Annotated in this window: 18 protein-coding genes; 14 read left to right on the top strand and 4 right to left on the bottom strand. The window is 68.9% G+C overall.

The window, feature by feature from the left end:
- Nucleotides 1–2: 2 nt before the first annotated feature.
- The gene (locus AC3WJT_RS09115; protein WP_492342792.1) at nucleotides 3–431 is read right to left on the bottom strand and encodes an MAPEG family protein; all 429 of its coding nucleotides are present in this window, start codon (nucleotides 429–431) and stop codon (nucleotides 3–5) included.
- 100 nt (nucleotides 432–531) lie between these two features.
- Here AC3WJT_RS09115 and AC3WJT_RS09110 point away from each other — a divergent pair, with 100 nt between their 5' ends.
- The 3 genes from AC3WJT_RS09110 to AC3WJT_RS09100 are packed head-to-tail and all read left to right on the top strand — an operon-like array spanning nucleotide 532 to nucleotide 2,004.
- Complete coding sequence (locus tag AC3WJT_RS09110; RefSeq protein WP_492342791.1) at nucleotides 532–987, top strand: MarR family winged helix-turn-helix transcriptional regulator; 456 nt, start codon at nucleotides 532–534, stop codon at nucleotides 985–987.
- Complete coding sequence (locus AC3WJT_RS09105; protein ID WP_492342790.1) at nucleotides 984–1,634, top strand: glutathione S-transferase family protein; 651 nt, start codon at nucleotides 984–986, stop codon at nucleotides 1,632–1,634. The genes AC3WJT_RS09110 and AC3WJT_RS09105 overlap by 4 nt, the downstream gene beginning before the upstream one ends.
- 28 nt (nucleotides 1,635–1,662) lie before the next feature.
- Nucleotides 1,663–2,004 (top strand): YciI family protein, encoded by a 342-nt coding sequence (locus AC3WJT_RS09100; protein WP_492342789.1) that lies wholly within the window; start codon nucleotides 1,663–1,665, stop codon nucleotides 2,002–2,004.
- A 16-nt stretch (nucleotides 2,005–2,020) separates the two neighbouring features.
- Here the strand turns inward: AC3WJT_RS09100 and glmM are convergent, their stop codons facing one another.
- Entirely contained in the window at nucleotides 2,021–3,373 is a 1,353-nt protein-coding gene (glmM, locus tag AC3WJT_RS09095; protein ID WP_492342788.1) for a phosphoglucosamine mutase, read from the bottom strand.
- A gap of 145 nt (nucleotides 3,374–3,518) precedes the next feature.
- Between glmM and glmS the strand changes: the two genes are divergently transcribed.
- The 4 genes from glmS (at nucleotide 3,519) to AC3WJT_RS09075 (ending at nucleotide 8,248) form a co-directional block, all read left to right on the top strand.
- On the top strand, nucleotides 3,519–5,339 hold the full coding sequence (glmS, locus tag AC3WJT_RS09090; protein ID WP_492342787.1) for a glutamine--fructose-6-phosphate transaminase (isomerizing): 1,821 nt from the start codon (nucleotides 3,519–3,521) through the stop codon (nucleotides 5,337–5,339).
- Between the two features lie 164 nt (nucleotides 5,340–5,503).
- Complete coding sequence (locus tag AC3WJT_RS09085) at nucleotides 5,504–6,370, top strand: UTP--glucose-1-phosphate uridylyltransferase (protein ID WP_492342786.1); 867 nt, start codon at nucleotides 5,504–5,506, stop codon at nucleotides 6,368–6,370.
- Nucleotides 6,371–6,509: 139 nt separating this feature from the next.
- The gene (locus AC3WJT_RS09080; RefSeq protein ID WP_492342785.1) at nucleotides 6,510–7,388 is read left to right on the top strand and encodes an SDR family oxidoreductase; all 879 of its coding nucleotides are present in this window, start codon (nucleotides 6,510–6,512) and stop codon (nucleotides 7,386–7,388) included.
- Nucleotides 7,385–8,248 (top strand): patatin-like phospholipase family protein, encoded by an 864-nt coding sequence (locus AC3WJT_RS09075; RefSeq protein WP_492342784.1) that lies wholly within the window; start codon nucleotides 7,385–7,387, stop codon nucleotides 8,246–8,248. Before AC3WJT_RS09080 ends, AC3WJT_RS09075 begins: the two co-directional genes overlap by 4 nt.
- Nucleotides 8,249–8,395: 147 nt before the next feature.
- On the opposite strand, the gene AC3WJT_RS09070 is transcribed toward AC3WJT_RS09075, so the two are convergent.
- Entirely contained in the window at nucleotides 8,396–9,148 is a 753-nt protein-coding gene (locus AC3WJT_RS09070) for an alpha/beta fold hydrolase (protein WP_492342783.1), read from the bottom strand.
- Between the two features lie 66 nt (nucleotides 9,149–9,214).
- Between AC3WJT_RS09070 and AC3WJT_RS09065 the strand changes: the two genes are divergently transcribed.
- The 3 genes from AC3WJT_RS09065 (at nucleotide 9,215) to infC (ending at nucleotide 12,140) form a co-directional block, all read left to right on the top strand.
- Nucleotides 9,215–10,381, top strand: a complete 1,167-nt coding sequence (locus AC3WJT_RS09065) for a glycosyltransferase family 4 protein (RefSeq protein WP_492342782.1) — start codon at nucleotides 9,215–9,217, stop codon at nucleotides 10,379–10,381.
- Nucleotides 10,378–11,349: a glycosyltransferase family 9 protein gene (locus tag AC3WJT_RS09060; protein ID WP_492342781.1), complete on the top strand. Its 972-nt coding sequence runs from the start codon at nucleotides 10,378–10,380 to the stop codon at nucleotides 11,347–11,349. Before AC3WJT_RS09065 ends, AC3WJT_RS09060 begins: the two co-directional genes overlap by 4 nt.
- Nucleotides 11,350–11,606: 257 nt before the next feature.
- Nucleotides 11,607–12,140 carry a translation initiation factor IF-3 gene (gene infC / locus AC3WJT_RS09055; RefSeq protein WP_488899725.1) on the top strand — a complete coding sequence of 178 codons (534 nt, stop codon included), beginning with the start codon at nucleotides 11,607–11,609 and terminating at the stop codon, nucleotides 12,138–12,140.
- A 76-nt stretch (nucleotides 12,141–12,216) separates the two neighbouring features.
- On the opposite strand, the gene AC3WJT_RS09050 is transcribed toward infC, so the two are convergent.
- A complete protein-coding gene (locus AC3WJT_RS09050; protein WP_492342780.1) occupies nucleotides 12,217–13,014 on the bottom strand; it encodes a hypothetical protein in 798 nt (265 codons plus the stop codon).
- Nucleotides 13,015–13,157: 143 nt separating this feature from the next.
- Between AC3WJT_RS09050 and AC3WJT_RS09045 the strand changes: the two genes are divergently transcribed.
- The 4 genes from AC3WJT_RS09045 (at nucleotide 13,158) to AC3WJT_RS09030 (ending at nucleotide 16,222) form a co-directional block, all read left to right on the top strand.
- Nucleotides 13,158–14,375 carry an MFS transporter gene (locus tag AC3WJT_RS09045; protein WP_492342779.1) on the top strand — a complete coding sequence of 406 codons (1,218 nt, stop codon included), beginning with the start codon at nucleotides 13,158–13,160 and terminating at the stop codon, nucleotides 14,373–14,375.
- A gap of 254 nt (nucleotides 14,376–14,629) precedes the next feature.
- Nucleotides 14,630–14,830, top strand: a complete 201-nt coding sequence (gene rpmI, locus AC3WJT_RS09040; protein WP_492342778.1) for a 50S ribosomal protein L35 — start codon at nucleotides 14,630–14,632, stop codon at nucleotides 14,828–14,830.
- A 16-nt stretch (nucleotides 14,831–14,846) separates the two neighbouring features.
- Nucleotides 14,847–15,203, top strand: a complete 357-nt coding sequence (gene rplT, locus AC3WJT_RS09035) for a 50S ribosomal protein L20 (protein ID WP_492342777.1) — start codon at nucleotides 14,847–14,849, stop codon at nucleotides 15,201–15,203.
- Between the two features lie 92 nt (nucleotides 15,204–15,295).
- Nucleotides 15,296–16,222 (top strand): polysaccharide deacetylase family protein, encoded by a 927-nt coding sequence (locus tag AC3WJT_RS09030; protein WP_492342776.1) that lies wholly within the window; start codon nucleotides 15,296–15,298, stop codon nucleotides 16,220–16,222.
- Nucleotides 16,223–16,227: the final 5 nt, after the last annotated feature.

Below are 16,227 nucleotides of genomic sequence, written 5' to 3'. Positions count from 1 at the left end.
CGTCAGCTCGCCGCCGGCCAGACCTTCATCGCGAACACCACCCACAGCGCCATCAGGACGACATTGCTCACCGCGAACAGCGCCAGCCGGTGGATGACCTTGTTGTAGGTCACATGCACCAGTGAATGCAGGGCCCGCAGGATCACGTAGGTCCAGGCCAGGGCGAGGCCGAGACCGTCCACCGACGCCGTGACGAACAGGGCCAGGCAAACGGCGTAGAACAGCACCGGCGCTTCAAGCAGGTTCATGTAGTTGCGGTTGGCGAGGGCGACATGACCGGGCACCGCCGCAGACTCGCCGAGGGCGAAATCGTCGGGCGTCACATGCCCTGCCGCCCCCGCTCTGAAACGCCGCTGCGGAATCAGCCCGAGCGCGATGAAGGTCAGGAACCCCATAGCCAGAAAGGGCAGAAAGATCGTCTCCTGGGCCATCGTCGCCTCCCCGCGTTGTCCGGCGGGTGAGCGTTGCGCCGGCGCGATCGGAAGGCAAGTCCGGCTTGACTTGTTAGGTTGATATCAACTTAATAGCGCCATGACCACGCCCGTCATCCCCCTCGAGACCACCCACCATGTCCGCGATACTTGCCTTTGCCTGCATGCGCAGCGGGCGGCGCGGGTGCTGGCGCGGCGGTTCGACGAGGCCCTGCGACCGGCGGGACTGACCAACGGCCAGTTCTCGCTGCTGATGGCCCTCAACGGGCCGCAGCCCGCGCCGATGGGCAAGGTCGCCGCCCTGCTGGGCGCGGATCGCACGACCCTGACCGCCGCCCTCAAGCCATTGATCCGCGACGGCCTGGCCGAGGCCAGCGTCGATCCGAAGGACAGTCGCGTGCGCCGCGTCGCCCTGACACCCGCAGGGCATGCGCGACTGGCGACGGCCCTGCCGATCTGGACCCGCACCCATGCGGCTGTCGAAGCCGAACTGGCCGACGCTGACGCGGAGCGTCTGCGCGGCGACCTTCTCACCCTGTCCGGAGCAGCCTCATGACCGTCACCGTCACCGCGTTTCGCTGGGCGCCGCCCTTCGCCCAGGGATTCGTCCGCGACCTGCGCATCCGCTGGGCGCTGGAGGAGGCCGGCCTGCCCTACCAGGTCGAGCTGATCGGCCTGGAGACCACCGCGTCGGAGGCCTATCGGCAGCGGCAGCCCTTCGGACAGGTGCCGGCCTGGCGCGACGACGAGGTGGAGATCTTCGAGTCCGGCGCGATTCTGATCCGGCTCGCGGGCCAGTCGGAGGCCCTGGCGCCGCAGGATCCCGCCGGTCTGGCGCAGGTCACGACCTGGGTGATCGCCGGTCTGAACTCCGTGGAGCCCCAGGCCCAGAATGTCGCCGCGCTCGATTCCTTCCACGCCGGCCAGCCGTGGGTGGAGGGCTATCGCCCTGTCGCCCGCGCGGCGCTCGAGAAACGCCTGACATCGCTCAGCCAATGGCTGGGCGACAAGGACTGGCTGCTGGGCCGGTTCACGGCGGGCGACATCATCATGGTCACCGTGCTGCGCGAGCTGGTGGACTGCGGGATCCTTTCGGACTTTCCCACGCTTGACGCCTACCGCGCGCGGGGCGAGGCGCGACCCGCGTTCCGCAAGGCGCTGGAAGACCAGCTGCGGACTTATCGCGAAAACGCCCCGGCCTGAGCCGGCCCCCCCCTTGAAAGGACATCTGATGAAGACGTTTCTCGCCCTGTACATGGGCTCGATGTCGACCAGCGCGCCGACCCCTGCCGATCTCGGCGAAGAGACTATCGCCGCCGGGATGCAGGCCTGGAACGACTGGATGACCCGGCACGCGGACATCATCGTCGTCGCCGGCGGCCCGGTCGGCAAGACCCTGAAGGCCTCGGCGCAGGGCGTCGCCCCAACGCGGAACGCGGTGAGCGGCTACATCATTGTCCGGGCGGAGACGCATGAAGCGGCGACCGCCCTGTTCGAGGGCCATCCCCACTTCGCGATCTTCCCCGGCGAGTCGGTGGAGGTGATGGAATGCCTGCCCAATCCGGGAAGCTGACGGCGGATTCCGACGGCTAGGCCGCCGCCTTCACCGCGCCGGCGATGTCGCTGACCAGCTGCTGGACCAGGGCCTCGTCGTCGCCTTCGGCCATAACGCGGATCAGCGGCTCGGTGCCCGAGGCGCGGACCAGGACGCGGCCTGAACCGTTCAGGCGCGCTTCGGCGGCGGTGATCGCGGCCTTGACGGAGTCGTTGTCGAGCGGCTTGCGGCCCTTGGCGAAGCGAACGTTCTCCATCAGCTGCGGCACGGGCTCGAACTGACGGGCCAGGGCGCTCATCGGCTTGCCGGCCTGGACCAGCACGGCCAGCACCTGCAGCGCCGCGATCAGGCCGTCGCCGGTGGTCGAGAAGTCAGACAGGATCACGTGGCCGGACTGTTCGCCGCCGACGTTGAAGCGGCCGGCGCGCATGCGCTCCATGACCGCGCGGTCGCCCACGGCGGTGCGTTCCAGCGTCAGACCCTTGGCCGACATGAACCGCTCGAGGCCCAGGTTCGACATCACCGTGGCGACGATGCCGCCGCCGCTGAGACGGTCCTCGGCGGCCCAGGCCCCGGCGATGATGGCCATGATCTGGTCGCCGTCGACCACCTGTCCGGTCTCGTCGCAGATCGCCACGCGGTCGGCGTCGCCATCCAGCGCGATGCCGATGTCGGCGCCCTTTTCGCGAACCGCCGCGACCATCGTCGAGGGGTGGGTCGAGCCGCACTCGGCGTTGATGTTGAAGCCGTTCGGCCCGACCCCGACCGCGGTGACTTCAGCGCCCAGTTCGTAGAGCACTTCGGGCGCGACCTTGTAGGCGGCGCCGTTGGCGCAATCGATGACCACCTTCAGGCCGTTCAGGTTCAGCAGCCGGGGGAAGCTGGCCTTGGCGATCTCGATGTAGCGGGCCTGGGCGTCGTCGATGCGGCGCACGCGGCCGAGGTCGCCCGGCGCCACCAGGCCCTCCTGCAGGCCCTCGCCCATGTGGGCCTCGATCTCCAGCTCACGGGCGTCGCTGAGCTTGTAGCCGTCGGGGCCGAACAGCTTGATGCCGTTGTCGGTGAAAGCGTTGTGCGAGGCGCTGATCATCACGCCGAGGTCGGCGCGCATCGAGCGCGTCATCATCGCCACCGCCGGGGTCGGCAGCGGCCCGAACAGGCGCACGTCCATACCCATGCTGGTGAAACCCGCGACCAGCGCCGGCTCGATCATGTAGCCCGACAGACGGGTGTCCTTGCCGATCACCACCAGCGGCCGGCGGCCGTGGTCGCGGCGGAACAGCTTGCCGGCGGCGAGGCCCACCCGCAGCGCGACCTCGGCGGTCATCGGGTGGCTGTTGGCCTGTCCCCGGATGCCGTCCGTGCCGAAATAGGTCCGCTTGCTCATGAAAGGCTCCCCGCCCCGAAAAAACACGCAACAGTGTGCAACGCAGTTTTATGCCGTCTCAACCTTGGCCGATGATAAACGCCGACCCGGGGACGATCCGTTCCCGACAATTCTACCCCTTCTGGCAGCGACGGCGAAATCCAGCATGTGCGGCATCATCGGCATCGTGGGCAAGACGCCCGTCACGGACCGCCTCATCGAGAGCCTCAAGCGGCTCGAGTATCGCGGCTATGACTCGGCCGGGGTGGCGACCCAGACCGGCGGCAAGGTCGACCGTCGCCGCGCCCAGGGCAAGATCCGGGCGCTGGAAGCGGTGCTGGCCGAAAGCCCCCTGACCTCGACCGTCGGCATCGGCCACACGCGCTGGGCCACGCACGGCGTGCCGTCGGAGCGCAACGCCCACCCGCAGCGCGGCGGCCGGGTCAGCCTGGTCCACAACGGCATCATCGAGAACTTCGCCGAACTGAAGGCCGAACTGCAGAAGGCCGGCCGGGTGTTCGAGAGCGAGACCGACACCGAAGTCATCGCCCAGTTGATCGATTTCTACATTGAGGCGGGCCAGGCCCCGCTGGCGGCGTTCAAGTCGGCGCTCGACCGGCTGACCGGCGCCTACGCCCTGGCCGTGCTGGTCGAGGGGCAGGACAACGTCATCATGGGCGCCCGCAAGGGCAGCCCGCTGGTCGTCGGCACGGGCGACGGCGAAATGTTCCTCGGCAGCGACGCCCTGGCCGTCGGCCCGTTCACCAACAAGGTCACCTACCTCGAAGAGGGTGACTATGTGGCCATCGATCACGACCGCGCGCAAATCTACGACCAGTCCGGTCAACCGGTCGAACGGGCGATGAAGACCGTCTCGGCCTCGGCCGCCCTGGTCGAAAAGGGCAACTACCGGCACTTCATGGAAAAGGAGATCCATGACCAGCCGGAGGGCTGCCAGCACACCATCAGCGCCTATGTCGACGCCGTCAGCGCCCGCACGAAGATGCCGGGCGACATCGACTTCGCCGCGCTGGAGCGGATCCAGATCGTCGCCTGCGGCACCAGCTACATCGCCGGCATGATCGGCAAGTACCTGATCGAGCGGCTGGCCGATCTGCCGGTTGATATCGAGATCGCCTCGGAGTTCCGCTATCGCGAGCCGGCCCTGCGGCCGGGATCGCTGGCGATCGCCATGTCGCAGTCCGGCGAGACCGCCGACACCCTGGCCGCCCTGCGTCTCTGCCAGACCAAGGGCATGAAGACCGCCGCCGTGGTCAACGCCCAGGAGTCGACGATGGCCCGCGAGGTCGACGTCGTCTGGCCGATCCACTGTGGTCCGGAAATCGGCGTCGCCTCGACCAAGGCCTTCACCGCCCAGGTCAGCGTGCTGACCGCCCTGGCCGTCGCCGCCGCCCGGGCGCGCGGCAGGATCGATGCGGCCGAGGAGCAGCGGCTGGTCAAGGTGCTGCTGGAAGCGCCCCGCCTGATCGCCGAATCCATCGGCCTGGAGGACGCCGTTCGCGCCGTCGCCGTCGACATCGCCAAGGCCCGGGACGTGCTCTATCTGGGTCGTGGACCGATGTCAGCGCTGGCTCTAGAGGGAGCCCTTAAGCTGAAAGAAATCAGCTATATCCATGCAGAAGGTTATGCGGCAGGCGAACTGAAGCACGGACCGATCGCGCTGGTCGACGAACATACGCCGATCATCATCCTGGCACCCTACGACAGCTATTTCGAGAAGTCGGCCAGCAACATGAGCGAGGTCATGGCGCGCGGCGGCCAGGTGGTGTTCATCACCGATCCCGAGGGCGCGAAGCACGCGCCGGCCGGGGCCAAGGTGGTCATGACCGCCCCCGCCAGCGATCCGCTGATCTCGGCTCTCGTCATGTCCGCGCCGATCCAGCTGCTGGCCTATCACGTGGCCGTCCTGAAGGGCGCGGACGTCGATCAGCCGCGCAACCTGGCGAAGTCGGTCACGGTGGAATAGCGCCAGATCCTCCCCATCGGGGGCGGTGGCGCTGCGCAGCAGCGACGGAGGGGGTCCGCCCGGATTTCGGGTGACCCCCTCAGTCGTCCCTGCGGGCCGACAGCTCCCCCGATGGGGAGCATCTCAACTGGATTTACCCCCTACGCTCGGATAAGCCCGCACCCATGAGACCTGTCCGCAAAGCCGTCCTGCCCGTCGCCGGTCTGGGCACCCGCGTTCTCCCCGGCGCCAAGAACACGCCCAAGGAGATGCTCAACGTCGTGGATCGGCCGATCCTCAGCTACATCGTGGCCGAGGGCCGGGCCGCCGGGATCGAGCACTTCGTGTTCGTCACCGGCCGCGGCAAGGAGGCGATCGAGGACTACTTCGATCACCACCCCGAGCTCGAATCCCAGCTGGAAGCCAAGGGCAAGCTGGAGATGCTCGAGGAAATCCGCGCCGAACTGCCGCGTCCGGGCGAGATGAGCTTCGTGCGCCAGATGGCCCCGCTCGGCCTCGGCCACGCGGTCTGGTGCGCCCGCGACGTGATCGGCGACGAGCCGTTCGCCGTGATGCTGCCCGACATGCTGATGGACGCGAAGGTCCCGGCCCTCAAGCAGGTGGTCGACGCCTACAACAAGGTCGGCGGCAACATCATCGCGGTCGAGCCCTGCCCGCCCGGCGAGGCGCACAAGTACGGCATCGTCGCGCTGGACGGCCAGGAGGGTCGCCTGAACCGCATGACCGGCATGGTCGAAAAGCCCGCGCCGGGGACCGAGCCCTCAAACCTGTTCATCTCGGGCCGCTACATCCTGCAACCGGAAATCTTCAAGCTGCTGGCCGCCCAGCAGAAGGGCGCCGGCGGCGAGATCCAGCTGACCGACGCCATGGCGCGCCTGATGGCCGTGGAGAGCTTCCACGCGCTGGAATACGACGGCGTGACCTACGACTGCGGCGACAAGATCGGCCTGCTGCGGGCCAACGTGGCCTTCGCGCTGAAGCACCCGGACCTGGGCGCGGACGCCCGCGTGGCGATCGAGAAGCTGCTGTAGGTTTTTGCGTGGTTCGAGACGCTCGCCTGATGCTCGCTCCTCACCATGACGAACACTGTTGCAGTCCAGCCCTTTGCGTCATCCTGAGGAGCGATCCCTCAGGATCGCGTCTCGAAGGACGCACGGGCGCGCCGCAGCCATGACCCACCTCCTCACCTTCGGCTACGGGTTCACCGGTCAGGCGCTGTCCCGGCGGATGATGGCTGAGGGCTGGCGCGTCACCGCCGTGGTCAGGTCCGATGCGACCGCCACCAAGGCTCGCGCGCAGGGCGTGACGCCCGTCGCCACCGAGGACCGGGCCGGCCTGGTCGAGGCGCTGAAAACCGCCACCGCCATCCTGATCACAGCCCCGCCGAGCGAGGCCGGCTGTCCGGGGCTCAACACCCTGATTCCCGCGCTGGCCGAGGCCAACGCGTTTCCCGACTGGATCGGCTACCTGTCGACCACCGGCGTCTATGGCGACCGCGAAGGCCGCTGGGTGTTCGAGGCCGGGCCACTGAGCGCGCGATCGGTGGAGAGCGCGCGGCGGGTCTCGGCGGAGCGCGACTGGCGGCAGGTCGGCCGGGGCATGGGCCTGACCGTCACCGCCTTCCGCCTGCCCGGCATCTATGGTCCCGGCCGCTCGGCGCTGGACCGGGCGCGGGACGGCACCGCCCATGGCATCGTCAAGCCGGGCCAGATGTTCAGCCGCATCCATGTGGACGACATCGCCGCCGGCCTCGCCGCCTCGATCGCCCGGCCGCGCGCGGGCGCCAGCTACAATCTCTGTGACGACGAGCCGGCGCCTTCGCACGAGGTGAACGCCTTCGCCGCGAAGCTGGTCGGGATGCCGCCGCCGACGCTGGTCGCGTTCGACGACGCCGACCTGACGCCAGCGGCGCGACGGTTCTGGAGCGAGAACAAGCGCGTCTCCAATGCTCTGGCCAAGGCCGAGCTGGGTTGGCGTCCGCAATATCCGACCTATCGTGAAGGCCTGACGGCGATCCTCGCCGCCGAGGGCGGGGGAAACGCATCATGACGACACGGGCTCTGGTTCTGGGCGGCGGCGGGCCGGTGGGCATCGCCTGGGAGACGGGCCTGATCGCCGGTCTGGCGGAGTCGGGGGCCGACGTCAGCCACGCCGACTGGATCCTCGGCACCTCGGCGGGATCGGTCTGCGGCGCGCTGCTGGCGACGGGACATCGGCCGGCGCAGATGCTGGACGCCGAGTTCGCCAACGCCGCGCGGGCGAAGGAGGCCCAGGCGAAGGGCCCCGGCGCCGCGCCCGACATGATACCGCTGATGAGCGTGATGGCGCGCCGGCCGGCCCAGGGCGACATGCCGCATGAGCTGATGCTCGAGCTCGGCCAGATCTCGCTGAACGGCCAGACCGTCAGCGAGGAGGTGTTCATCAAGGGCTTCGGCCCGATCGCCGAGGAACAGCCCTGGCCGGCGCGCTATGCCTGCACCGCTATCGACACGGCCACCGGCGAGTTCGTGCTCTGGAGCCAGGACACCGCCGCGCCGCTGGGACGGGGCGTCGCCTCGTCCTGTTCGGTGCCGGCCATCTTCCCGGCCATCACCATCGACGGCCGCCGCTACATGGACGGCGGCATGCGCTCGGGCACCAACGCGGACATGGCCAAGGGCCACGACAAGGTGATCATCGTCTCGGTCATGCCGCCGGCCTTCGCGCCGATGGTGCTGCCCCGGCTCGAAGCCGAGGCCGACGTGATCCGCGCCCACGGCGGCGAGGCGCTGTTGCTGGTTCCCGATGCGGCGTGTGGAGAAGCGTTCGGCAGCAACCTGATGGACAGTTCCAACCGCGAGGCCGTCGCGCGGGCCGGCTTCGCGCAGGGGCAGGCGGAAGCGGCGCGGGTCGCGGCGTTCTGGGGCTAAGCCTTCCTCTCCGCGTAGCGGGGAGGGGGACCATGCGGCGCATGGTGGAGGGGCAGCTCCGGGCCAACCGGAAAGACCGGAGTTCAGGATGGGGCCGCTCGCGTCAGCGCCGCCCCTCCACCGCGCGCTGCGCGGTCCCCCTCCCCGCTACGCGGAGAGGACTTCCTGGACCGTCGCGATCAACCGCGCGATGTCCTGATCGCGGCTCAGCCGGTGGTCGCCGTCCTTGATCAGGGTGAAGACCACGTCCTCGCTGCGGATCGCGTTGGCCAGTTCGAGCGCGTGCAGCCAGGGCACGTCCGGATCCTCGCGGCCCTGCAGGATGCGCACGGGGACATCGATCGGCACGGGCGCGCCGAGGACCGTCCAGCGGGCTCCGTCTTCCAGCAGGGTGCGGGTGATCGGGTAGCCGGTCGGCTCGTAGAGCGATGGCCGGATCCACTCCCCGTCCCGCGCGAGCGCGTCGTGCGCCTCGGGCGGCAGGCCTGGCTTCATCAGGGCTTCGGTGAAGTCCGCGGCGGGGGCGATCAGCACCATGGCGTGCAGCCGCTCGGGCATCACGGCGGCGACGAGGCAGCTGATCCAGCCGCCCATCGAGGAGCCGACCAGCACCAGCGGCCCCTCGGTCAGGGCCTCGATCGCGGCGATGGCGTCGGCCCGCCAGCGGCTGATCGTGCCGTCGCGAAACGCGCCGCTCGATTCGCCGTGGCCCAGATAGTCGAACCGCAGGAAGGCCCGGCCCTCGGCCAGCGCCCGGTCGGCCAGAGCCTGGGCCTTGGTCCCGGCCATGTCGGACATGAAGCCGCCGAGCCAGACCACCGTCGGCCCGCGCCCCGCCACCCGCCGCCAGGCGACCTGCTGGCCGTCGCCGCGATCGAGGAATCCCGTGGTTTCGGCCATGCCGCTCCCCAATACGTGTTTAACGGCGACAGTTTACCTGACCGCGTTACGAGGTATGCAAGGGCGGTGACCAAACTCCCCCCCGATTTCACGCTCCTGCAGGTGACCCCCGAACTCGAAACGGGCGGGGCCGAGCAGACGACGATCGACGTCGCCGAAGCGGTGATCGCGGCGGGCGGCAAGGCGCTGGTCGCCTCGCGCGGCGGCCGGATGACCAGCCGGCTGCTGGCCGACGGCGGGCGGCTGCACGAAATGCCGGTCCAGTCGAAGAACCCGCTGGTGATTCTGGGCAACGCCGCGCGGCTGATCGACCTGATCCGCACCGAGAAGGTCAGCCTGGTCCACGCCCGCTCGCGCGCGCCGGCGTTCAGCGCCCTGTGGGCGGCCCACGCCACCGGCGTGCCGTTCGTGGCGACCTATCACGGGGTCTACAACGCCCGCAGCGGCCTCAAGCGCTGGTACAACGCGGTGATGACGCGGGGCGACCTGGTGATCGCCAACTCCGACTACACCCGCGACCATGTGCTGGCGCAGCACCATCTGGACCCGGGCAAGATCGTCACCATACCGCGCGGCGTGGACCAGACACGGTTCGACCCGCGCAAGATCACGCCCGAGCGGATCGAGTCGCTGCGCGTCGCCTGGGGCCTTCCGGCGGACCGGGCGAAGCTGGTCTTCCTGCTGGGCGGGCGGCTGACGCGGATCAAGGGGCACCTCCTGATCATCGCTGCGGCCGCGCGGATGAAGGCGGAGGGGCGCGACGACTTCGTCATCGTCTTCGCCGGCGACGACCAGGGCCGCACCGACTATCGCCAGGAGATCCTGACCGCCATCGCCGACGCCGGCCTCACGGATGTGGTGAAGGTGGTCGGTCACTGCGACGACATGCCGGCCGCCTTCCGCCTGGCCGACGTCGCGCTGCTGCCGACGCTGAAGCCAGAGTCGTTCGGTCGGGCCGCCGTCGAGCCGCAGGTGATGGAGCGTCCGGTGATCGTCTCCGACCATGGCGGCGCGCGCGAAACCGTGGTCGAGGGCGAGACCGGCTGGCGCGCCCCGCCGGGCGACCTCGAGGCCTGGGCCCGGGCCATGACCACCGCCATCACCGTCGGCGGCGCGCGTCGCCGGGCGATGGGCGAGACCGCCGCCTCCCGCGCGAGACGCCTTTATTCCGTCGACGCCATGTGCGAGGCCACGCTTGAGGTCTATGCACGCGTGCTGGAGGCGAGAGCGTGAGCCGCGACATCAAGAAGGTGCTGATCATCCAGGCGGGCTCCATCGGAGAGTTCGTCCTGTCGCTGGCCGCGATGAAGCGGATCCGGCTGGCGCACCCGCACGCCAAGATCACCCTGCTGACCGCGCCGCAGTTCGAGGCCCTGGCGAAGGCCAGCCCCTACTTCAACAGCATCGAGACCAACGCCCGCCCCGGCTCGCCCGGCGAGTGGCTGGCCCTGCGCGGCCAGATCAAGAGCGCGCGCTATGACCGGGTCTATGATCTGGAAAGCTCGTCGACCAGCCGGTTCCTGTTCCAGCTGCTGCGGCCGTTCCCGCCGGCCTGGTCGGGCGCGGCGCCGGGCGCGCGGCTGCAGCACCGCAATCCCGACCGCACCCGGATGCACACCCTGGAGCGGCACGCCGAGCAGCTGATGGTCGCCGGCGCCTGGCCCGACGCCCCGACCGCGCCGGGCGACGCCCCGCCGCCGGACCTGAGCTGGGTGCTGCGGCGCGCGACCGAGCCCCGGCCCGTGCCCGGCGCGGCGGCCCCCAGGCCGTTCGTTCTGATGGTGCCCGGCGGCGGCGAGAACCGTCCCGAGAAGCGCTGGCCGATCAACCGCTACGCCGAACTGGCCACCCAGCTGAAGGCGCGCGGCTATGACATCGTCATCATCGGCGGGCCGCAGGAAAGCGCCATGGCCCGCACGATCCAGAAGACCGTCGGCCAGGCCCGCGATCTGACCGGCCGCACCGACTTCGCCCAGATCGCCGTGCTCGGCGCGCGGGCGGCGCTGGCCATCGGCAACAATACCGGCCCGATGCATCTGATCGCCGCCGCCGGGGCGCCGACCATCGCGCTGTTCGACGGCGCGGCCGACACCCTGCTCAACGCCCCGCGCGGCCATGTGGCGGTGATCCAGTCGCCGACGCTGGCCGAATTGCCGGTCGAAACGGTCGCCACCGCGGCGTGGTCGCTGCTGCCGAGGTAGGGAGTAGGGAGTAGGGAGTAGGGAGTAGCCGATCGCGGTTGCGGAGACGGCGGCGTCAACCGCCCGGCCTCGATGCCGATCGCCCCACCGGCCAACTACTCCCTACTCCCTACGCCCTCCCCACCTGCATTTCCCCCTCCCCTGTGTCCTGACCACGCTTGATCGCAAACGGGGGGAGGGTCATATAGCAGGCAGGAGTCACGGAACGCTTCGGCGAGCCGCGCTCTATTGCGTAGATAGCCACCGGAGCACCGCCTATTCGCCGTCCCAATAATACGCCGCCCGTCAAGGACGGGCCGCGCATCAACGATGAGATCCGCGTCCCGCGCGTCCTGCTGATCGACCAGAATGGCGAGAAGCAGGGTGAGATGCCGACCTCCGCCGCCCTCGAGGCCGCCGAGGAAGCCGGCCTGGATCTCGTTGAGATCGTTCCGAACGCTGACCCGCCCGTCTGCAAGATCCTGGACTACGGCAAGTTCAAGTTCCAGGAGCAGAAGAAGAAGAACGAAGCGCGCAAGCGTCAGAAGGTTGTGGAAATCAAGGAGATCAAACTCCGTCCCAACATCGACGTGCACGACTACGAGGTGAAGGCGCGCTCGATGACCCGCTTCTTCGAAGAGGGCGACAAGGTGAAGGTGACCCTCCGCTTCCGTGGCCGCGAAATGGCGCACCCGGAACTGGGGATGAAGCTGCTCCAGAAAGTCCGCGCCGACTTCGAGATCGTGGCCAAGTGCGAGTACGAGCCCCGCATGGAAGGCCGCCAGATGATCATGATCCTCGCGCCGCGATAGGCGCGCGTTTCATCCGACAGCGCAGCGCCCCGGCCTCACCGCCGGGGCGTTTTGCGTTTGGGGCCCGCGAAGGCGCCTAAGCGGCCACCGAGAAGGTCATGCCGGCCGACGGGGCGTCGTGGCGGATCTGGCGTTCCATGTCGTTCATGGTTTCGTTCAGCTCCTTGAGCGCCTTGTCGGCCGCCTCGAAGGCCTCGTCGGTATCCTTGTCGCGGCGGCGGATGGCGGCCTGACCGCGCGCGGCCTCCAGCAGCTTTCGGATGTCGTCGACCATGCCGCGGACCTCCTTGAGGAAGTCGAGCCCGTCCTCGCCGAGCTGCTTGCGCACCTCCTCCACCACGGCGGCATACAGCGAGGCGCCTTCGGAGGGTCTGGTCGCGGGCCCGGCTTCCCCGGACTTTTCCCCTGCGTCCTCGACCTTTGCCACGGCGTCGTCACCCGCGGTCGCCGCGACGTCGGCCGCCTCGCCCTCTTCGGCGCCCACCGCCTTGTCGTCGCCGGCAGGCCGGGGCGGCGGCGGGGGCATAGCGACCGCCGCGCCGCTCGCGCCCATCGCCTGGCCGCCGGCGTCGCGATAGGCCGCGACCGCCGCCTTCAGGTCCTTGAACACCTGGGCGAGCGTCTTGGCCATGCCGACGGGATTCTGGGCATAGAGCTTGCGGACGATCTTCAGCCACTCGCGGACCTGCTGCAGCTTCGCCTTGGCCTGCTGCTTGCGCGACTCGGACGCCGCCATGCCGGGACCCGAGCGGACCCGCGTCGCCGCCTCGGAGACGGTCGCCGCACGGGCCTCTGCGGCCTCTTTCAGCGCGGCGCGGCTTTCGACCCGCGGCGCGGCCGTCGCCGTCGCGCGGACGGCGGAGGAAATGTTCATGCGCCGGAAGCCTTCTGCCTTGCGATGCCAGGAACAGCCTAGGCGCAGCGGCTTAACGGTCGGTGTCCCTGAAGCGCGGAGGGAAATCCGAAATCCCCGCCGGTTTGCCGGTCCGGCTGAACAGGCGTAAACCCCCGCCCCTCATGACCGAAGCCCCCACATCCCCCGCCGCCCCCTCGCAGGGGGACAGCAAGGCGCTCTACGTCCTGCTGGCGGTGGTGTTCGTGAACATCGCCGGGTTCGGGGTGATCATTCCGCTGCTGCCGTTCTACGCCAAGTCGTTCGGGGCGCCGGACTGGCAGGTGTTCGTGCTGTTCGCGGCCTATTCGGTCGGCAACTTCTTCGCCGAGCCGCTGTGGGGCAGGCTGTCGGACCGGATCGGGCGGCGGCCGGTGCTGATCATCACCATCTTCGGCAACGCCCTGACCTATGTGCTGCTGGCGTTCGCGCCGAACCTCTGGGTCGCCTGCCTGATCCGGCTGACCGGCGGGGTGCTGACGGGCAACATCTCGACCATCCAGGGCTATATCGCCGACGTCACCCCGCCCGACCGGCGCGCCGGTCGGCTGGGGCTGATGGGCGCGGCGTTCAGCCTGGGGTTCATGACCGGCCCGTCGATCGGCGGGCTGCTGGCGCGCGAGGACCTGGGCACCGTCGGCTTCCGCCCGCCGCTCTATTTCGCCGCCTGCCTGGCGCTGGCGGCCGGCATCGGCATTACCCTGTTCGTGCGCGAGACACGGCATGGCCACAAGGACGCGCCGCAACGCGGGCGGCTCGAGGGCCTGGGCGACGCCGTGGCCCATCCGGTGATCTGGCGCACCCTGCTGGTGACCCTGATCTCGATGGCCGGCTTCGCCGGAATGGAGGCGACGTTCGGTCTGTGGGCGCACGCCAAGTTCGCCTGGGGCCCGAAGGAAATCGGCTTCTGCTTCTTCGCCATCGCCATCACCGCCGCCACGGCCCAGGGGCTGCTGACCGGCTTCCTGGCGCGCCGCATCGGCGAGACGATGACCATGATGATCGGCCTGTCGCTGATCTTCGTCGGCTTCGCGATCCAGCCGCTGGTGCAGCACTGGCAGCTGGCCGTGGTCGGGATGGTGACGGTTGCGCTCGGCCAGTCGCTGGCCTTCCCCAACATCGGCGCGATCATCTCCAAATCGTCCTCGCCCGACCGGCAGGGCGAGATGATGGGCCTCAACACCGCCGCCGGCGCCCTGGCCCGGATCATCGGCCCGCTGATGGCCGCCCCGCTGTTCATGAACTTCGGCCCGAGCGCACCGTTCGCCGTCGCCGCCGGCCTGTGCATCCCGGCGCTGTTCATGGCCTGGCAGGTGAGCAAGGCCGTGCGGCGGAGCGCCTAGGCGCCATCAATCCTCCCCACGCAATGGGGTGGGGGACCGCCGGAGGCGGTGGAGGGGAGTCCGTGCACCGACTCCCCTCCACCAGCTTCGCTGGTCCCCCTCCCCGCGTTGCGGGGAGGATTGCTGCGGAGCATCCCTTGCCCCCGACGCTGCTTTCACGTAATAGCCGCGCCTTCGTGAACCGCCGGGCCAAAGGCATGCCTTGGCGGTTCCAATGCGTCTCTACAGAGGACAGGGTTCACACCCTGAGCAAAATGCCCAAACTGAAGACCAAGTCTGGCGCCAAAAAGCGCTTCAAACTGACGGCCACCGGCAAGCTGAAGGCCGGCGTCGCCGGCAAGCGCCACCGGCTCATCAGCCACAACGGCAAGTACATCCGCCAGCAGCGCGGCACGAAGGTCATGAGCGCTTCGGATACGAAGACGATCAAGTCCTACCTGCCCTACGGCCTGTAAGAAGGAGCGCTGAACAATGGCTCGCGTCAAACGGGGCGTCACCGCCCACGCCAAACACAAGAAGGTTCTTGAACAGGCCAAGGGTTTCTACGGCCGCCGCAAGAACACCATCCGCACGGCCAAGGCCGCTGTCGACAAGGCCGGCCAGTACGCCTACCGCGACCGCAAGGTCCGGAAGCGCAACTTCCGCAGCCTGTGGATCCAGCGCATCAACGCCGCCGCGCGTCTGGAAGGCTTCACCTACTCGCAGTTTATCCACGGCCTTGATCAGGCCGGGGTCGAAATCGACCGCAAGGTTCTCTCCGACATCGCCGGTCAGGACCCCGTCGCGTTCAAGGCCATCGCCGACAAGGTTCGCGCCGCGCTGGCTTAAGGTCACGGGACTTACGTCCCCGGAACTTGAAAGGCCCTCCGGTGTGAGCCGGGGGGCTTTTTGTTTTTCACCGACCCGACCGGATCACCGCCATGACCATCCGCATCGTTCTGGGACTGCTGCTCGCGCTGATGCTCGGCGCCGCCAATCCCGCCGCCGCCCAATCACGCGCCGTCGCCGTGACCTTCGACGACCTGCCCTACCAGGCGTCGGCGGCGGAGCTGTGTGATCCGGCCACGCTGGAAAAGCTCGCCGCCGACTTCGTCGCCATGCTGAAGCCTCTGAAGGCCCGGCCCACGCTGTTCATCAATCGCGGCAAGGTCTGCCTGCCGTCGTCGCGCCGCCTGGACACCTTGCTGGTCCGCTGGAGCGAGGCCGGGTTCGTGTTGGGCAATCACACCGCCAACCACCCCAGCATCCACCGGATGACGGTCGACGCCTGGTTGGCCGATGTCGACGCGGGTGATGTCGGCGGCCTGGACGATGCGCCGAAGTACTTCCGCCACCCCTTCCTCTTCACCGGCGAGACGCCGGAGAAGAAGGCCGCCATGTCCGCCGGCCTCGCCGCGCGCGGCTACACGGTCGCGCCGGTGACGATCGACAACAACGACTGGATGTTCGCCGCCGTCTATCGCAAGGCGGACCTGGCCGGCGACACGGCGCTGATGAAGCGCATCGGCGAGGCCTACGTCCAGCACATGGCCGACGTGCTCGATCACTACGAGCCCTACAGCGCCGAGCTGACCGGCGGCCGCGAGCCCGCGCAGGTTCTGCTGTTGCACGCCAACCACCTGAACCGCGACTGGTACCCGCAGATCCACGCCCTCTTCCTGAAGCGCGGATATCGTTTCGTGTCGCTGGACGAGGCGCTGAAGGATCCGGTCTACGCCCTGCCGGAGACCTATGTGAAAGCGAACGGCGTCTCGTGGCTGCATCGCTGGACCTTCAGCGCCGGTCGGCCGATCCGCTGGGAGCCCGACCCGCCGGACTGGATCGTCAAAGCCTACGAAGCCAAGTGACGAAC

The sequence above is a fragment of the Caulobacter sp. FW305-C-30-S16 genome (genome assembly GCF_058783025.1).
Note: the sequence above shows the minus strand (reverse complement) of the source record. Positions and strands in the feature narration are given on the sequence as shown.

Bases quoted from the DNA above. Each gene is read 5' to 3' on its own strand.
- AC3WJT_RS09115 (WP_492342792.1), bottom strand. From the start codon at position 431: ATGGCCCAGGAGACGATCTTTCTGCCCTTTCTGGCTATGGGGTTCCTG.
- AC3WJT_RS09110 (WP_492342791.1), top strand. From the start codon at position 532: ATGACCACGCCCGTCATCCCCCTCGAGACCACCCACCATGTCCGCGAT.
- AC3WJT_RS09105 (WP_492342790.1), top strand. From the start codon at position 984: ATGACCGTCACCGTCACCGCGTTTCGCTGGGCGCCGCCCTTCGCCCAG.
- AC3WJT_RS09100 (WP_492342789.1), top strand. From the start codon at position 1,663: ATGAAGACGTTTCTCGCCCTGTACATGGGCTCGATGTCGACCAGCGCG.
- glmM (WP_492342788.1), bottom strand. From the start codon at position 3,373: ATGAGCAAGCGGACCTATTTCGGCACGGACGGCATCCGGGGACAGGCC.
- glmS (WP_492342787.1), top strand. From the start codon at position 3,519: ATGTGCGGCATCATCGGCATCGTGGGCAAGACGCCCGTCACGGACCGC.
- AC3WJT_RS09085 (WP_492342786.1), top strand. From the start codon at position 5,504: ATGAGACCTGTCCGCAAAGCCGTCCTGCCCGTCGCCGGTCTGGGCACC.
- AC3WJT_RS09080 (WP_492342785.1), top strand. From the start codon at position 6,510: ATGACCCACCTCCTCACCTTCGGCTACGGGTTCACCGGTCAGGCGCTG.
- AC3WJT_RS09075 (WP_492342784.1), top strand. From the start codon at position 7,385: ATGACGACACGGGCTCTGGTTCTGGGCGGCGGCGGGCCGGTGGGCATC.
- AC3WJT_RS09070 (WP_492342783.1), bottom strand. From the start codon at position 9,148: ATGGCCGAAACCACGGGATTCCTCGATCGCGGCGACGGCCAGCAGGTC.
- AC3WJT_RS09050 (WP_492342780.1), bottom strand. From the start codon at position 13,014: ATGAACATTTCCTCCGCCGTCCGCGCGACGGCGACGGCCGCGCCGCGG.
- AC3WJT_RS09045 (WP_492342779.1), top strand. From the start codon at position 13,158: ATGACCGAAGCCCCCACATCCCCCGCCGCCCCCTCGCAGGGGGACAGC.
- rpmI (WP_492342778.1), top strand. From the start codon at position 14,630: ATGCCCAAACTGAAGACCAAGTCTGGCGCCAAAAAGCGCTTCAAACTG.
- rplT (WP_492342777.1), top strand. From the start codon at position 14,847: ATGGCTCGCGTCAAACGGGGCGTCACCGCCCACGCCAAACACAAGAAG.
- AC3WJT_RS09030 (WP_492342776.1), top strand. From the start codon at position 15,296: ATGACCATCCGCATCGTTCTGGGACTGCTGCTCGCGCTGATGCTCGGC.